General features: G+C 64.8%; 15 protein-coding genes. 9 read left to right on the top strand and 6 right to left on the bottom strand.

Annotated features, from left to right (window positions below):
* Positions 1 to 18 precede the first annotated feature (18 nt).
* The gene (locus V3H56_RS19490) at positions 19 to 483 is read left to right on the top strand and encodes a DUF3859 domain-containing protein (protein WP_042732938.1); all 465 of its coding nucleotides are present in this window, start codon (positions 19 to 21) and stop codon (positions 481 to 483) included.
* Positions 484 to 705: 222 nt separating this feature from the next.
* Here V3H56_RS19490 and fabB read toward each other — a convergent pair whose 3' ends face one another.
* The 5 genes from fabB to V3H56_RS19465 all read right to left on the bottom strand — a co-directional run bounded on the left by fabB (position 706) and on the right by V3H56_RS19465 (position 7,647).
* Entirely contained in the window at positions 706 to 1,926 is a 1,221-nt protein-coding gene (gene fabB / locus V3H56_RS19485) for a beta-ketoacyl-ACP synthase I (RefSeq protein ID WP_042732937.1), read from the bottom strand.
* An 11-nt stretch (positions 1,927 to 1,937) separates the two neighbouring features.
* Entirely contained in the window at positions 1,938 to 2,453 is a 516-nt protein-coding gene (gene fabA / locus V3H56_RS19480) for a 3-hydroxyacyl-[acyl-carrier-protein] dehydratase FabA (RefSeq protein ID WP_003204400.1), read from the bottom strand.
* A 236-nt stretch (positions 2,454 to 2,689) separates the two neighbouring features.
* Positions 2,690 to 4,591 carry an ATP-binding protein gene (locus V3H56_RS19475; RefSeq protein WP_047736451.1) on the bottom strand — a complete coding sequence of 634 codons (1,902 nt, stop codon included), beginning with the start codon at positions 4,589 to 4,591 and terminating at the stop codon, positions 2,690 to 2,692.
* Positions 4,588 to 5,520: an ABC transporter substrate-binding protein gene (locus tag V3H56_RS19470; protein ID WP_047736450.1), complete on the bottom strand. Its 933-nt coding sequence runs from the start codon at positions 5,518 to 5,520 to the stop codon at positions 4,588 to 4,590. Before V3H56_RS19470 ends, V3H56_RS19475 begins: the two co-directional genes overlap by 4 nt.
* Positions 5,521 to 7,647 (bottom strand): TonB-dependent receptor, encoded by a 2,127-nt coding sequence (locus V3H56_RS19465; protein ID WP_042732865.1) that lies wholly within the window; start codon positions 7,645 to 7,647, stop codon positions 5,521 to 5,523.
* Between the two features lie 199 nt (positions 7,648 to 7,846).
* Here V3H56_RS19465 and V3H56_RS19460 point away from each other — a divergent pair, with 199 nt between their 5' ends.
* From V3H56_RS19460 to V3H56_RS19425, 8 genes are all read left to right on the top strand, one after another.
* Positions 7,847 to 8,872 carry an NAD(P)H-dependent glycerol-3-phosphate dehydrogenase gene (locus tag V3H56_RS19460; RefSeq protein ID WP_047736449.1) on the top strand — a complete coding sequence of 342 codons (1,026 nt, stop codon included), beginning with the start codon at positions 7,847 to 7,849 and terminating at the stop codon, positions 8,870 to 8,872.
* A gap of 28 nt (positions 8,873 to 8,900) precedes the next feature.
* A complete protein-coding gene (locus V3H56_RS19455; protein WP_042732571.1) occupies positions 8,901 to 9,248 on the top strand; it encodes a DUF4389 domain-containing protein in 348 nt (115 codons plus the stop codon).
* A complete protein-coding gene (gene sixA, locus V3H56_RS19450; RefSeq protein ID WP_042732570.1) occupies positions 9,245 to 9,697 on the top strand; it encodes a phosphohistidine phosphatase SixA in 453 nt (150 codons plus the stop codon). The genes V3H56_RS19455 and sixA overlap by 4 nt, the downstream gene beginning before the upstream one ends.
* A gap of 209 nt (positions 9,698 to 9,906) precedes the next feature.
* On the top strand, positions 9,907 to 10,350 hold the full coding sequence (locus V3H56_RS19445) for a hotdog fold thioesterase (RefSeq protein WP_042732569.1): 444 nt from the start codon (positions 9,907 to 9,909) through the stop codon (positions 10,348 to 10,350).
* A gap of 151 nt (positions 10,351 to 10,501) precedes the next feature.
* Positions 10,502 to 11,296: an alpha/beta hydrolase gene (locus V3H56_RS19440; protein WP_338473773.1), complete on the top strand. Its 795-nt coding sequence runs from the start codon at positions 10,502 to 10,504 to the stop codon at positions 11,294 to 11,296.
* Positions 11,293 to 12,144 carry an alpha/beta hydrolase gene (locus V3H56_RS19435; RefSeq protein ID WP_042732567.1) on the top strand — a complete coding sequence of 284 codons (852 nt, stop codon included), beginning with the start codon at positions 11,293 to 11,295 and terminating at the stop codon, positions 12,142 to 12,144. The genes V3H56_RS19440 and V3H56_RS19435 overlap by 4 nt, the downstream gene beginning before the upstream one ends.
* 129 nt (positions 12,145 to 12,273) lie before the next feature.
* On the top strand, positions 12,274 to 13,092 hold the full coding sequence (locus V3H56_RS19430; RefSeq protein ID WP_338473772.1) for a DUF4892 domain-containing protein: 819 nt from the start codon (positions 12,274 to 12,276) through the stop codon (positions 13,090 to 13,092).
* 60 nt (positions 13,093 to 13,152) lie between these two features.
* The gene (locus tag V3H56_RS19425) at positions 13,153 to 14,190 is read left to right on the top strand and encodes an AI-2E family transporter (protein ID WP_047736447.1); all 1,038 of its coding nucleotides are present in this window, start codon (positions 13,153 to 13,155) and stop codon (positions 14,188 to 14,190) included.
* Positions 14,191 to 14,328: 138 nt separating this feature from the next.
* Here the strand turns inward: V3H56_RS19425 and V3H56_RS19420 are convergent, their stop codons facing one another.
* Positions 14,329 to 15,063 carry an EF-hand domain-containing protein gene (locus tag V3H56_RS19420; protein ID WP_042729945.1) on the bottom strand — a complete coding sequence of 245 codons (735 nt, stop codon included), beginning with the start codon at positions 15,061 to 15,063 and terminating at the stop codon, positions 14,329 to 14,331.
* Between the last annotated feature and the right edge of the window lie 77 nt (positions 15,064 to 15,140).

Raw genomic sequence — 15,140 nt, 5'->3', positions numbered from 1 at the left:
TCAATCAAGGAGCGCACTATGCACCTCACCCGTTCAAGCGCACTGGTCGCGCTGTTGTTGACCTGCGGCCTGGCGCAGGCCGAAGTCCGTGTCGAAGGCCCGGTGGAATACGGCGTGTTCGAAGGGCCCAAGGCCGAACTGCAATCGGGGGAGCGGGTCCTGCGTCGCAGCAACGAGCAGATCCGCCAGACCGAGAGCGTACCGGCCAAGCTGGGCACCAAGTTCGGCATGCGTTACCAGTTGGCGGGCAAGGTCGCGGATGACCAGCCATTGACGCTCCTGTACTTCACTCCGGGGATCCGCACCCCCGATGGCGTGCGTCACGACAAATTCGAAGTCGTGCAGAAGCTGGTGCCTGGTGCGCCACAGGATGTCATGGCCTATGAGTTCACCGAAAGCCATGAGGTGGTGCCGGGGGAGTGGCGGTTCATGGTGTTCCAAGGGGATCGCTTGTTGACGCAGCAGCGGTTCGTGGTGCGCTGATACCCATTCATCTATTGGAGTGTGGGAGCGGGCTTGCTCGCGAAGGCGGAGTGTCAGCCAGCCTGTCTGTAGCTGATGCACCGCTTTCGCGAGCAAGCCCGCTCCCACAGGGAATCGCTGTGAATGCACCCTTCCCACAGCGGGACTGCGCTGCGTTCAGCCGGCATAAAAAAACGCCCCGAACCAGTCGGGGCGTTTTTCTGTGTGACGTAGCAGTGGGGCTTACTTGCCCTGCCAGCGCTTGAGGACCAGGGTGGCGTTGGTGCCGCCGAAGCCGAAGCTGTTGCTCATCACGGTGTCGATGGTGGCGTCTTCGCGCGTCTTGGTCAGGATTGGCATGTCGGCCACTTCCGGATCCAGTTCGTCGATGTTGGCCGAGCCGGCCATGAATTTGCCTTCCATCATCAGCAGGCAGTAGATCGCTTCGTGAACGCCAGCGGCGCCCAGGGAGTGACCCGACAGGCTCTTGGTGGAGCTGATGGCCGGGGCCTTGTCGCCGAACACTTCGCGCACACCTTTCATTTCCGCGACGTCGCCGACCGGGGTCGAGGTGCCGTGGGTGTTCAGGTAGTCGATTGGCGTGTCTACGGTGGACATGGCCATCTGCATGCAGCGGATGGCGCCTTCACCGCTTGGCGCGACCATGTCGTAGCCGTCGGACGTGGCGCCGTAGCCCACGATTTCGGCGTAGATCTTCGCGCCACGGGCCAGGGCGTGTTCCAGCTCCTCGACCACCACCATGCCGCCACCGCCGGCGATGACGAAACCGTCACGCTTGGCGTCGTAGGCGCGGGAGGCTTTGTCCGGCGTGTCGTTGTACTGGCTGGACAGGGCGCCCATGGCGTCGAACAGGAACGACTGGCTCCAATGTTCTTCTTCACCGCCGCCGGCGAACACGATGTCCTGCTTGCCCATCTGGATCTGCTCCATGGCGGTGCCGATGCAGTGGGCACTGGTGGCGCAGGCCGAGGAGATCGAGTAGTTCAGGCCCTTGATCTTGAACGGGGTGGCCAGGCACGCCGAAACGGTGCTGCCCATGGTGCGGGTGACGCGGTACGGGCCCACGCGCTTGACGCCTTTTTCGCGCAGGATGTCCAGCGCTTCCATCTGGTTCAGGGTCGATGCACCGCCGGAGCCGGCGATCAGGCCGGTACGCACGTTGGAAACCTGCTCGTCGGTCAGTCCGGAGTCAGCGATGGCGTCCTTCATGGCCAGGTAGGCGTAGGCCGCCGCGTGGCCGACGAAACGGTAGATCTTGCGATCGATCAGTTCTTCGAGATTGAGGTCAATGGAGCCGGAAACCTGGCTACGCAGACCCATTTCGGCGTATTCCGGGTTGAACCGGATGCCAGGGCGACTTGCACGCAGGTTAGCGGTGACGGTCTCTTTGTCATTGCCCAGGCACGAAACGATGCCCAGACCAGTGATAACGACGCGGCGCATGCGGATAACCCTTAGAAGTTGTCAGTGGAGGTGAAAACGCCAACCCGGAGGCCTTCGGCGGTGTAGATCTCGCGCCCGTCCACGGCCACCGAACCATCGGCAATGGCCATGTTCAGCTTGCCCTTGAGGACGCGTTTGATATGAATGTTATAGGTGATTTTCTTCGCGGTCGGCAGGACCTGACCAAAGAACTTCACTTCGCCCGAACCCAGGGCGCGACCACGGCCCGGCAGACCCTGCCAGCCGAGGAAGAAACCGACCAGTTGCCACATGGCATCGAGGCCCAGGCAGCCCGGCATCACCGGATCGCCTTCGAAATGGCAGGCGAAGAACCACAGGTCCGGAGTGATATCCAGCTCGGCGACCAATTCACCTTTGCCGTACTTGCCACCCTCTTCGCTGATATGGGTGATGCGATCCACCATCAGCATGTTCGGGGCGGGCAGTTGCGCGTTACCTGGGCCGAACAGCTCACCGCGACTGCAGCGCAGCAGATCTTCCCGGGTAAAGGCGTTTTGTTTGGTCATGCGAGCTCCTCAATAGTCCCCTGCGGCAGGGTGGGGCAAATCTTCCCGGTCGATCGAAGCGGTCATGCCTCGAATCGACAGCCTACTCATAGACTATTGCGTTGTAGTGAAAGTCACAGCACACGGGAAATGAATGTACACCTGTGCACTGAAATTTTTATTCAAGCCCCAATCGAGGCATGTTCGGGTGCCTAAGACTGCCGCACTTTCGCCTTTCACGCCAGTCGCAGATGGTCCTAGCCCATCCAGCGCTGCAGAATCTGCTGCAGGTCAATCCGTTTGAACGGCTTGGCCAGGTAGTCGTTCATGCCGGCGGCCAGGCAGGCTTCGCGGTCGCCCTGCAAGGCGTTGGCGGTCAGGGCGATGATCGGTACTGCGTCGCGCCCCGGCAACCGGCGGATCTGGCGCGTGGCCTCGTAGCCATCGATGATCGGCAGCCGGCAATCCATGAGAATCGCCTCGAATGCCTGGCTTTCGGCACTGCGCACGGCCTGGGCGCCGTCGGTGGCGACACTGACGGTGAAGCCCAGGCTGCGCAGCATGGCCTGGGTGACGGTCTGGTTCACCGGGTTGTCTTCCACCAGCAGGATGTTGCGGCCCGCGCCGTCGCCTTTGTCGGCCGGCTGCTGCGCCGCCAGCACCGGCGGCGTCTGCCGCGACAGCGCCAGCGGGATCTCCAGGGTGAACACCGAGCCGTGGCCTTCCTCGCTCTGGGCGCGCAGCGTCCCGCCCATGCGTTCGGCCAGGGTGCGGGCGATCGGCAGACCGAGGCCGGTGCCGCCGTAGCGCCGGGAAATCGAGCTGTCGGCCTGCTGGAAGGCGTCGAACATGCGCTCCAGGGTCTCGGCGGCAATCCCGATGCCGCTGTCGCGCACGGTGCAGGTGAACCACAGCAGCTCGTGGTCGAGGGCCTGCCACTGGCATTGCACGGTCACTTGGCCTTGCTCGGTGAACTTCAGGGCATTGCCGATCAGGTTCACCAGGATCTGGCGTATGCGCGTCGGATCGCCCTGGACCTGCAAGGCCTGCATGTCCTCGGGAATCAGCAACTCCAGGCCCAGCTGGCGTTGTGCGGCGCTGTGCTGGAACGACTGGGCGCAACTGCCCACCAGTTCCGCCAGGTTGAACGCAATGTGTTCCAGTTCCAGGGCCGAGCGTTCGATGCGCGAGAAGTCGAGGATGTCGTTGATCACCTTGAGCAGGTGCTCGGTAGACTCCGACGCCAGGGTCGTGTACTCGTGCTGCTCGTCGCTCAGGCGGGTGGTTTCCAACAGTTGCAGCATGCCCAGCACGCCGTTCATGGGCGTGCGCAATTCATGGCTCATCATCGCCAGGAACTCGGACTTGGCGCTGTTGGCTTTTTCCGCTTCCTCACGGGTCTGGATCAGTTGCGCGATGGTCTGGTGCTGTTCCCGGCTGGCTTGCTCCAGGCCGTCGGCCAGGTTGTTGATGTGCCGTGACAAGGCCCCCAGCTCCGCATCGTCGACGATGGGCAGCGGGGTGCTGTAGTCCCCTTGCTGGATGGCCTTGACCGCGTTGCCGATGTCGCGGATCGGCTGCGACAGGTCGGTCGCCAGGCGGCGTGCCACCAGGAAGGTGAACAGCAGGGCGAACAGCGCCAGGATCGCCGCCTTGAACAGGATCTCCTGTTGCCGCTGGCTGAAGGCGTCGCTGGACATGCCGACGATCACTCGGCCCAGGTAATCCTCCACCGGCGCCTCGACGGATGTGCTGTTGCCCTGCAGGAAGTCATTGTTCAGGGTGATGCGTTGCAGGCGCACCGGGGACTGGAAGACCTCGATCTGCTGGGAGTGGCTGCGAGCCTGCTCGGGCTGTTCGACGTACACCAGCACCTTGCCGGTGCTGTCCTGCACTTCGAGAAAGCGCACGTGGGGCGTCGCCAGGGTCGCCGTGAGCAAGCTTTCGAGGACATCGTTGTTACCGGAAATGACGCCATACTCCGTGGCCGGCGCCAGTTGGTTGGCGATCAGTTGCCCGGTGTGATTGAGTTCCTGGCGCAAGTCCTGGATCCGCACGAAGGTGAAGAAGCTGATCAACAGGACGGTCAGCAGCAACGCCGGGCCGAGGGCGATGAGCTGGGTGCGGGTGTTGATGTCCCAACGGCGACGCAAGGTCATGGGCGGTGTTCTCCTTCGGCCAACGTTGCAGCGACGGATTCGGCATCAATCGGTTCGATCCCCAGCGAGCGGGTGACCTGGCGGTTGCCCAGGACTTTGAAACGGGCCGGGTACAACGTGCGCGGCCAAGTCGTGGCGGGGCGATCGAGCAGTTCGTCGAGGATCGCCAGCCAGTCGTCCTGGTCGCTGTAGGTGCTCGCCAGGCTGCCGGCCTTGACGAAGGCGGCGCTGGGGCCGATCAACGGTCGTTGCCGGGCGTAGCTGCTGAGCAACAGGTTTTTCACGGTCTTGGGGTTGTACAGGTCGGGGTCGTCGAGGCCCAGCAGCACGTCGCTCTGGCCCAGCAGGTTTTGCAGGGGGCGGCTGTCAGCGGTGTCGTCCCAGCGTTCGGTGACGATTTCCAGGCCCAGCGGCGCGGCGGCCTGGCGGATGTCGTTGAGCAAAAACTCGCTGTGCCCGTCGTACAGCACGCCGACCCGGCGCAACTGCGGCAGGATCGCGCGGATCAGGCGCAACTGCCGCGCCACCGGCGGGTCGCTCCATAGCAGGCTCAGGTGATTGGGCGTTGCCTCGCCCAGGCGGTCGCGGGCTTGCAGGCGGCTGATGCGCAGCACCAGCGTGGCCGGCCCGCGGGTGTCTTGCAGGCGCCAGTCCAGGCTGGGCAGGTCGAGCAGGACCAGGCGGACATTGGCGGGCAGCTTATCGGGCGTCGGCAGGCTGGCCAGCGGCGTGAATCGCACACTGTCTTCCGGACGCAGGGCTTTCAGGGCCTGGGTAAAGGACTGCACGCCGGGGCTGTCCTCGGCGCCGGTGAGCACGATCTCGGCGGCCCGGGCCTGGATCGCCGTCAGCCCGACCATGAGCAACAGCCCCAGCGCCAGCCTTCGGCAGCCACGCAATGGCGTCCTTCGTGCAGGGGCCCGGCACATTTAGAAGGACAACTCTGCGCTGAAATACAGCACATGGCGGGAATCGTAGCGGTTGTCGACGAACGTGGTCGGTTCGTCGTCCAGGCGCTGTTGCAGGGTGCCCGCCAATTCCAGGCTGGCCTTGCCCAGGGGAATGCGCCGGGCGACCCGCGTGTCGACCCGTTCGAAGCGGTAGCCGTCCAGGGCGTTGGCGGCGTAATAGAACACCGCGCTGTTCCAGCCCTGGCCCCAGTCCCGCAGCCAGCCGGCCGAACCGCTGTTGCGGGCGGTCAGTTGCTCGTCGAGGGGGTTGCTCGCCTGGGCGTCGACGTAGGCGTAGGTCAGGCGCAGGCGGTCGGCGCCGGTCATGCGCCAGTCGAACTGGGTTTCAGCCCCGGAGAACTGTGACTGGTTGCTGTTGCTGGCGATGTATTGGTTGTTGCGCAGCGGTTCGCTGATCATGCCGGTGATTTCGTCGTGGAACAGCTTGACATCGACAGTCAGGCCCAGGTCCATGAAATAGCCGTTGTAGCCCAGCTCCCGGGAACGCATGTGTTCCTGTTCCAGGTTGCCCGGGCCACGGGTCACGACGAAATAGCGGGCGCTGCGCTGGCCGAAGGCGGACGGCTGCAGATTGGTGACCTGGTAGCTCCAGTTGACGTTGTTCTCGAACATGTCCGGCGAGCGCACGGCTTCGGAGTACACCGCGCGCAGGCCATGGCGCGGGGTGATCAGGTAGTTGACGGCCACCCGGGGCGTCAGCGAGCTGCCGGTCAGGCGCGCGTCCTCGAACATGGCGCCACCCTGCAGTAGCCAGTGTTCGCTGGCCCGCCATTCGAGTTGGCCGAACAGGCGCCAGGTGGTGTCGTCCAGCGTGCCGTTGAAGTACGTCTCGGAGTCGGCCCGGTCGTAGCGGTAATTCGCCCCGGTCACCAGTCGCAGGCTGTCGGACAGGCTCAGGGTGTCCTGGATTTCCAGGTCGTAGCGCGATTCACGGGTGCTCTGGTCGATGTCCCCGCACAGGGTTTGAGAGGCGCCGTTGCGCCACTGGTCGATCACCTGGTTGGCCAGTGCCTGTTCCTGCGGCGTGCCGCCGGGTGGCGCGCCGGTGCGGGTGAAGGACGGCATGTTGCGCGCCAGCTTCTCGGCGTAGTTGGGGTTGAGCTGCCACAGGTCGGTCAGTTGCGGGCTGAAGGAGACTTCGGCGTCACAGGCCCGCCAGGTCTGCTGGCGATCCCAGTGCTGGATCGAGCCTTGTACATAAAGGCTGTGGTCGGGGTCCAGGTCGAGGTTCCAGCGCAGCGAACCGGCGTAGTCCTTGGCGATGACGTCGGAGTTATCCCCAGCGGCGGTGATCCCGGCAAACACCGGGTGGTAGGTGTAGGGCCGCTGGTTGGTGCCGTCCTTGGCGTTCAATTGCCAGTCGATGCTCTGTCGTTCGTCCAGGGTCTGGCTGACCGACAGGTTGAAGCGCTCCAGGCGACGGCTGTCGCGGTAGTCCGCCCCGTTGCGGTCACTGTCGAAGCCGTCGTCTTCCTGGCCGGACAACGACAGGCGCAGGTCGCCGCCTTCCCAACCGCTGCCCTGGCTGGCGTACCAGTCGCTGATGCCGCGCTGGCCGCGCGTGATCTTCAGGCGGGTGCCGTGGCTGTCGGCCGGGGCGCGGGTGATGATGTTGACCACGGCCATCAGCGCGTTGGCGCCGTAGCTGACGGTGTTGGGGCCCCGGAAGACTTCAATTCGCTCGATGTCTTCCATGGCCACCGGAATGTCGCTCCAGTCCACGGTGGCCAGGCCGGCGCGGTACACCGAGCGGCCGTCGATCAGCACCTGCATGCGCCGGGCTTCGCTGGCGTTGGTGCCGTGGTAGTTCACGGCGGCCTGGTTGCCGCTGATGTTGCCGACCATCATGCCCGGCACCAGCCGCAGCAGCTCGCTGATGTCGCGGGCGCCGCTGGCCTTGATCAATTCGCTGTCGAGCACGGTCATGCTGCCGGGCACGGCCGCCGGCGATTGCTTGAGCCGGGTGGCCGTCAGCACCTGGGGCAGGGGCTGGCTGTCCACGAACAGGTCGTCGCCCAGCACTGGCGGGCTGATGATCAGCGCCAATAGCAGGGTCGAACCGGAGCGGGAAGGGCCAACGGGCACGGTGCAGCCTTTGATAATAGGAGAATGGCGCGCATGGTAACTGAGCTGAACGACTTTTCCATTCACGTTGACAGCATTTTCCTAGGAATTGATGGTCAGCTTCCTACAGTCGTCGGTAATTGTTGCCGGGGCTGGTCGCGCTGCGGCCGCTCCGTATAATGCCCCGCATTGCCACTTGGTATGGATGAACGGATTGCATATGACTGATCAGCGCCCGATTGCGGTCCTGGGAGGCGGGAGCTTCGGAACCGCCGTGGCCAACCTGCTGGCCGAGAATGGCCACCCGGTGCGCCAATGGATGCGTGACCCGGAGCAGGCCGAGGCCATCCGGGTCAACCGCGAGAACCCGCGTTACCTCAAGGGCATCAAGATCCGCCCGGAAGTGGAACCGGTCACCGACTTGCAGGCGACCCTCGACGACAGCGAGCTGTTTTTCGTCGCCTTGCCGTCCAGCGCCTTGCGCGCGGTCCTGGCGCCCCACGCTGAACGCCTGAGCGGCAAGTCGTTGGTGAGCCTGACCAAGGGCATCGAGGCGCAGACGTTCAAGCTGATGAGCGAGATTCTCGAAGACATCGCCCCCAAGGCCCGCATCGGGGTGATTTCCGGGCCGAACCTGGCGCGCGAGATCGCCGAGCACGCGTTGACCGCGACGGTGGTGGCCAGTGAAGACGAAGCGCTGTGCCAGCAGGTCCAGGCTGCGCTCCATGGCCGCACCTTTCGCGTCTATGCCAGTGCCGATCGCTTTGGCGTGGAGCTGGGCGGGGCGCTGAAGAACGTCTATGCGATCATCGCCGGCATGGCGGTGGCGCTGGGCATGGGCGAGAACACCAAGAGCATGCTGATCACCCGGGCGCTGGCGGAAATGACCCGCTTTGCCGTCAGCCAGGGCGCCAACCCGATGACGTTTTTGGGCTTGGCCGGGGTCGGCGATCTGATCGTCACCTGTTCGTCACCCAAGAGCCGCAACTATCAGGTCGGGTTTGCCCTCGGCCAGGGCCTGAGCCTTGAAGAAGCCGTCTCGCGCCTGGGCGAAGTGGCCGAGGGGGTCAACACCCTCAAGGTGCTCAAGGCCAAGGCCCAGGAGGCCGGGGTGTACATGCCGCTGGTGGCCGGGTTGCATGCAATTCTGTTCGAGGGGCGTACGCTGGAACAGGTGATCGAATTGCTGATGCGCGGCGAGCCGAAGACCGACGTCGATTTCATTTCCACCAGCGGTTTCAACTGAGTCTTTTGACCGCAAGCAGGAGCGAGCCATGAACGATCCGAAAGGACAACCCCAATACGAATCCATCCTGCTGCGTGTGCTGTGGATGGTGATCTACCTGCTGGTCTGGCAGGTGGCGCAGTTCATCCTGGGCGCCGTGGTGCTGGTGCAGTTGATCTATCGGCTGATCTACGGCGCGCCCAGCGCCAGCCTGATGAATTTCGGTGACAGCCTGAGCCAGTTCCTGGCGCAGATCGGCCGTTTTGGCACTTTCCACAGCGACCAGAAGCCATGGCCGTTCGCCGATTGGCCCACTCCGCGCACGCCCGAAGGTGAAGCGCCGCACGTCGTGGCGCCGGCCGCGCATCCGGTCCGGGACGAAGAGCCCAAGCTATGAAACTCTGGGTATTGCGTCATGGCGAGGCCGAGCCCTACGGCAACTGTCCCGATCCCGAGCGGGCCCTGACCGAACACGGGCGCGAGCAAGTGCTGCACAGTGCCGCGCACCTGATCGGCCAGCCGTTGGCGGCCATTTACGTCAGCCCGTACCGGCGTGCCCAGCAGACCGCGCAATTGGTGCGCCAAGCGCTGGGGTTCGAGCCGCAGCTGATCACGGTCAACTGGCTCACGCCGGAGACACGGCCGCAAAAGGTTTTGGAACACCTGGCGGACCAGGCCCCGGTGCTGCTGGTCAGCCACAACCCGCTGGTGGGCAGCCTGCTGGGCCTGCTGCAACACGGCCACCTGCAACAACCCGAACAGGTGCAGACCGCCGGCCTGGCCGAACTGGAAGGCGACCTGCCGCTGGCCGGGGCGATGACGCTCAAGGCCCTGCGGCACCCCTAGGCTCTGTTTGAAAAGTCTTGAGACGAAGGTCAGGCAAGGCGAAAACCGGCGAGGAACGGCCGGGGTCGCGCTCGACTTTACTGGAGTAAATGAGCATTCCGAGCCGGTTTTCAACGCAGCATGAACGAGTATCAAGGCTTTTCAGACAGAGCCTAGGCTGTGTACGAAATGCAAGCGGCCACAATAACAACGATAAAGGAATGAACACGATGAGTCTGTGGCGCAACACCCCCAACCTCGAACAACTCAACGCCGCCGGTAAAAACACCATCAGCGAAGTGCTCGACATTCGTTTCGAGTCGTTCGACGACGAGTCCCTGACCGCGAGCATGGTGGTCGATCACCGCACCCACCAACCCTTCGGCCTGCTGCATGGCGGCGCGTCGGTGGTGTTGGCCGAGACGGTCGGGTCCATGGCCGCTTACCTGTGCGTGGACACCAGCAAGTTCTACTGCGTGGGCCTGGAGATCAACGCCAACCACCTGCGTGGCGTGCGCAGCGGACGGGTCACCGCCACGGCACGGATGGTCCACCTGGGCCGCACCACGCAGGTCTGGGACATCCGCTTGACCAACGACGACGGCAAGCTCAACTGCGTATCGCGCCTGACCATGGCGGTGGTGCCGCTCGGCGAGCAACCGCCGGCGCGGTGAAGCGCTGGGAGCTGCAAGCTATCAACTTGAGGCTTGCAGCTTCTGTCTATAGCCCAAGCTCGACTGTCATCATTCCTGGCAGTTACGGTCATTGCCGCGTCGGTGGCTTGTGCGCAGAATCGGTGCCAGTTCCCCCAATGGATCGGCTGTCATGTCGCAACAGGTATTTTTCGCCCACGCCAACGGTTTCCCCTCGGCCACCTACGGCAAGCTGTTCGCCGCGCTGGCGCCGCAGTACGAGGTCGCGCACCTGGAACTGCACGGCCACGATCCGCGCTTTCCGGTGGACGACAACTGGCACAACCTGGTGGACGAATTGATCCATCACCTGGAACGCCAGCCGGCGCCGGTATGGGGTGTCGGCCATTCCCTGGGTGGCGTGCTGCACCTGCACGCGGCGTTGCGATGCCCGCACTTGTATCGAGGCGTGGTCATGCTCGATTCGCCGGTGCTGACCCGCACCGACCGGTGGGTGATCCTGGCCGCCAAGCGCCTGGGCTTCATCGATCGCCTCACCCCGGCCGGCCGGACCCTGGGCCGGCGCGAGGAGTTCGCCGACATGGCCTCGGCGCGGCAGTATTTCGCCGGCAAGACGCTGTTCCGCGGCTTCGACCCGGATTGCTTTGACGCTTACCTGCAACACGGCCTGCAGCCGGTGGGCGACCGCTTGCGGTTGCGCTTCGACCCGGCCACGGAAATCAGCATCTATCGCGGCGTGCCGCACACCAGCCCGGGCCGGCCCCGCACGCTCCAGGTGCCGTTGGCAGTGGTGCGTGGCCGGCAGAGTCGCGTGGTGATGCGCCATCACACTCGATCGGTGCGGCGCATGCCCCATGGCGAAGCCCTGAGCATGCCCGGCGGCCATATGTTCCCCCTGGAGCGGCCGCAAGACACGGCCAACCTGCTCAAGGACCTGTTCCAGCGTTGGCAGGGGCATTGCCCATGAGCACGGTCGAAGAGGTCCGCCTGAGCCTGCCGCATATCGAGTTGGCAGCCCACCTGTTCGGCCCGGAAGAGGGCCGTCCGGTGATCGCCCTGCACGGCTGGCTGGACAACGCCAACAGTTTCGCCCGGCTGGCCCCGCGGCTGGCGGGCTTGCGGGTCATCGCCCTGGACATGGCCGGCCATGGTCATTCCGGGCATCGGCCGGCCGGTGCCGGTTACGCGCTCTGGGACTATGCCCATGACGTGCTGCACGTCGCCGAACAACTGGGCTTGAAACGTTTCGCCCTGTTGGGGCACTCCATGGGCGCCATTGTTTCGCTGGTGCTGGCCGGCGCCTTGCCGGAGCGGGTGACGCACCTGGGGCTGATCGACGGCGTCATCCCGCCCACCGCCCAGGGCGATGGCGCGGCCGAACGCATGGGCATGGCCCTGCAAGCGCAAATGGATTTGCAGCACAAACGCAAACCGGTCTACAAAACCCTCGACCGGGCCATCGAGGCACGCATGAAAGGCCTGGTGGCGGTCAGTCGCGAGGCGGCCGAGCTGCTGGCCCAGCGCGGACTGATGCCGGTGCCTGGTGGCTACACGTGGCGCACCGACAACCGCCTGACCTTGCCATCGCCGCTGCGCCTGACCGACGAGCAGGCCATGGCGTTCGTGGCACGGGTCGCCTGTCCCGCGCACCTGGTGGTGGCGGCCGACGGCATGCTGGCGCGGCACCCGGAGTTGCTGGAGCGTCTACCCTTCAGTCATGAGCAGTTGCCGGGCGGCCATCATTTGCACCTGAATGACGAAGGCGGCGCCGCGCTTGTAGCAGACTGTTTCAATCGGTTCTTCAGCGTTTCTTGACTTGCGCCGGGCAACTGTCGAGGCTGGGCGGGTTGAAAGGGAGACAACCATGACAGACCGCTGCTTACCCGCCCCGTGGTGCACCGACGACGCTTGTCGCGTCCGGGCGCTCCAGGCCACGTCGATCCGATGAAATCATCCGTCCATTCACTCGTCCTGCTGGCGCTGGCCTGCTTCAGCCCGGTATCGTTCGCTGCCGATGTGCCGGGCAGTCGCGACCTGGAGGGCGTGCCACGCATGCCCGATGCCCAGATCGTCGATTACCGGCAAACCAATGACCTGGAACGCGTCTATCCCATGGGCTCGATCCGCCGAATCAGTGGCCAGTTGCGTTTCGACGGCCAGGTCGACGCCCGGGGCAACGTGACCTCGGTCACCTACGAACTGCCGCCCGAACATTCCGCGACCCAGGCCTTCACGGCGGCGCGCGAAGCGTTGCAGAAGCAGGGTGCCGAGCTGTTGTTCTGGTGCCAGGCCCGCGATTGCGGCGAAAGCAGCCTGTGGGCCAACGAGGTCTTCGGCAACGCCAAGCTCTACGGTGCCGACAACGGCCAGGCCTACCTGCTGTTGCGCCTGGCGCCCCCGGCGGACAACACCTTGATTGCGCTCTATGGCATCACCCGCGGCAATCGCAAGGCCTACCTGCACGTCGAACAGTTTGCGGCGAATGCCGCGCTGGGGGATTTGCTGCCCACTTCGGCGACCCTGCTGCGCCAGCTCAAGGACACCGGGGTGCTCGACTTGCCGCGCCTTGGCGGTGAGCCGGACGATACCTGGCTGCGCCTGTTGTCCCGGGCATTGAACCTGGATACGGGGCTGCGGGTCAGTATTGCCGGCCCTCGGGCCGAAGAGTGGCGGCAGGCGCTGGCGGGCCAGGGGGTGCGGGCCGCGCGCCTGGAAGCCGCCAGTGGCGACGCGCCGGGCCTGCATCTGGAACTGCTGCGATAAGCTGTGGCGGGTCGCGGGCCTCACGCCGTGGCCCGCCCTGGACATTTTTCGAGACCTTACATGCTCAATAACGATCGGCTGTTGGTGCAGATTCTGCTCCTGGTGTTGTTCGGCGCAAGCCTCTGGGTGATGGCGCCGTTCTGGTCGGCGCTGTTCTGGGGGGCGGTGCTGGCGTTTGCCAGTTGGCCGTTGATGCGCCTGCTGACCCGCTGGGTCAATGGTCGCGAGTCCCTCGCGGCGGGGCTGTTGACGGTGGGGTGGATGCTGTTGGTGGCGGGGCCGCTGGTGTGGCTGGGGTTCAACCTGGCCGATCATGTGCGCGATGCCACGGCGTTCATCCGCGATGTGCAGGTCGATGGCCTGCCCGACGCACCGGCCTGGCTGGGCGGCTTGCCGCTGGTGGGTGGGCGGCTGGTGGCGATCTGGAACAGCATCGACCAGCAGGGCGCGGCGATGATGGTCACCCTCAAGCCGTACCTGGGACAGGTCGGCAACTGGTTGTTGGCCCGCAGCAAGCAGATTGGTGGCGGCATGCTCGAACTGACCCTGAGCATCGTGTTCGTATTTTTCTTCTATCGCGATGGCCCGCGCCTTGCGGCGTTCGTCCATGGATTGCTGGAGCGCCTGATCGGCGACCGCGCCGGTTACTACATCGAGTTGGTGGCCGGGACGGTACAACGGGTGGTCAATGGCGTGATCGGCACTGCGGCGGCCCAGGCCCTGCTGGCCTTGATCGGCTTCCTGATCGCTGGCGTGCCGGGCGCGCTGGTGCTGGGGATCGTCACGTTCCTGCTCAGCCTGATCCCCATGGGCCCGCCGCTGGTCTGGATTCCGGCCACGGCCTGGCTGGCGTGGAAAGGCGAGTACGGGATGGCGGTGTTCCTCGGCATCTGGGGCACGTTCATCATCAGCGGCGTGGACAACGTGCTCAAGCCCTACCTGATCAGCCGGGGCGGGAACCTGCCGTTGGTCATCGTGCTGCTGGGCGTGTTCGGCGGGTTGATTGCCTTCGGCTTCATCGGCCTGTTCATCGGCCCGACCTTGCTGGCGGTGGCGTACAGCCTGTTGACGGACTGGAGCAAAAGCCAGGCACGCTAGCTTGAACAGCACCTTCCGGAACCCAAAACCGTGGCGAATCGGGCGGCCCAGCGGGCGCCGGCGCCCTCGCCACGGAGTCTTCTAAGCCCTGAGGTCGACGCGTAGCCTGACGCCCTCGCCGCCAGGTTCGCCGTCGTCTCAGGTCGCCACGTTCAGGTGCTTGCCCACGGTCGCGACGCTGTCCAGCGAGTACTGCCGGCTGAGGTTGGCGATCATCCTGCCCAAGGCCTCGCTGGCACTGTCCTGGTCGGTGGTGCTGTCGCTGTCGCGGTTCGCCTGCAAGGCGCTGGTCAGTTCGCTGGCGGTGATGCTGCCGTCGTCATCGGCATCGAGCTGGCTGAACAGCTCGTCGCTGGAGGCCTGTTGAGGGGGCGGCGGTGGGGCGAGGCTGGCGGCGAGTTCGTCGGCGCTGACGGTGCCGTCCTCATTCTTGTCCAGGGCCGAGAACACCTGTTGGCTGTCGGCATTGCTGCCGGCACTGGCCAGACCGCTGCTCAATTCGTCGCTGCTGACCACGCCGTCACCGTCGGTGTCCAGGGCGCTGAGCAACGCATCGGCCAGTTCGGTATCGGGCGCCTGGCTCCGCGGTGGCGGTGGTGGCGGGGCCATCGCCGCCATTTCCTCGCTGCTCAAGTCACCGCTGCCGTCACTGTCCAGGTCGTCGAAGTTGTCGCTCAGGCTGACCAGGATACCGTCGTCGCTTTTTTGCGACAGGGCGCTGCTCAGTTCATCCTGGTCGATCGAACCGTCGTCGTTGCTGTCGAGCCGGCCAAGCAGTTCCTTCTGGAATGACTGGCCGTGGGCACTGTGGGTCGAGGTATTGCTGGTGCTGGTGTATGACGCGTAATTGCTGGCGCTGACGCTGCCGATCATGGGCACTCTCCTTGGGCTGGTGTTGCCGGCGGGTGCACCGGCTCAAGCAGCGTCGGCGGGCCAGTTGTCGTGGGTGT

The sequence above is a fragment of the Pseudomonas sp. MS646 genome, from assembly GCF_036693845.1.
GTDB classification, from domain to species: Bacteria; Pseudomonadota; Gammaproteobacteria; order Pseudomonadales; family Pseudomonadaceae; genus Aquipseudomonas; species Aquipseudomonas chlororaphis_E.
Note: the sequence above shows the minus strand (reverse complement) of the source record. Positions and strands in the feature narration are given on the sequence as shown.

What these genes read in the sequence shown, in the direction of transcription:
- V3H56_RS19490 (WP_042732938.1), top strand. Translation starts at nt 19, where the DNA reads ATGCACCTCACCCGTTCAAGCGCACTGGTCGCGCTGTTGTTGACCTGC.
- fabB (WP_042732937.1), bottom strand. Translation starts at nt 1,926, where the DNA reads ATGCGCCGCGTCGTTATCACTGGTCTGGGCATCGTTTCGTGCCTGGGC.
- fabA (WP_003204400.1), bottom strand. Translation starts at nt 2,453, where the DNA reads ATGACCAAACAAAACGCCTTTACCCGGGAAGATCTGCTGCGCTGCAGT.
- V3H56_RS19475 (WP_047736451.1), bottom strand. Translation starts at nt 4,591, where the DNA reads ATGACCTTGCGTCGCCGTTGGGACATCAACACCCGCACCCAGCTCATC.
- V3H56_RS19470 (WP_047736450.1), bottom strand. Translation starts at nt 5,520, where the DNA reads ATGTGCCGGGCCCCTGCACGAAGGACGCCATTGCGTGGCTGCCGAAGG.
- V3H56_RS19460 (WP_047736449.1), top strand. Translation starts at nt 7,847, where the DNA reads ATGACTGATCAGCGCCCGATTGCGGTCCTGGGAGGCGGGAGCTTCGGA.
- V3H56_RS19455 (WP_042732571.1), top strand. Translation starts at nt 8,901, where the DNA reads ATGAACGATCCGAAAGGACAACCCCAATACGAATCCATCCTGCTGCGT.
- sixA (WP_042732570.1), top strand. Translation starts at nt 9,245, where the DNA reads ATGAAACTCTGGGTATTGCGTCATGGCGAGGCCGAGCCCTACGGCAAC.
- V3H56_RS19445 (WP_042732569.1), top strand. Translation starts at nt 9,907, where the DNA reads ATGAGTCTGTGGCGCAACACCCCCAACCTCGAACAACTCAACGCCGCC.
- V3H56_RS19440 (WP_338473773.1), top strand. Translation starts at nt 10,502, where the DNA reads ATGTCGCAACAGGTATTTTTCGCCCACGCCAACGGTTTCCCCTCGGCC.
- V3H56_RS19435 (WP_042732567.1), top strand. Translation starts at nt 11,293, where the DNA reads ATGAGCACGGTCGAAGAGGTCCGCCTGAGCCTGCCGCATATCGAGTTG.
- V3H56_RS19430 (WP_338473772.1), top strand. Translation starts at nt 12,274, where the DNA reads ATGAAATCATCCGTCCATTCACTCGTCCTGCTGGCGCTGGCCTGCTTC.
- V3H56_RS19425 (WP_047736447.1), top strand. Translation starts at nt 13,153, where the DNA reads ATGCTCAATAACGATCGGCTGTTGGTGCAGATTCTGCTCCTGGTGTTG.
- V3H56_RS19420 (WP_042729945.1), bottom strand. Translation starts at nt 15,063, where the DNA reads ATGATCGGCAGCGTCAGCGCCAGCAATTACGCGTCATACACCAGCACC.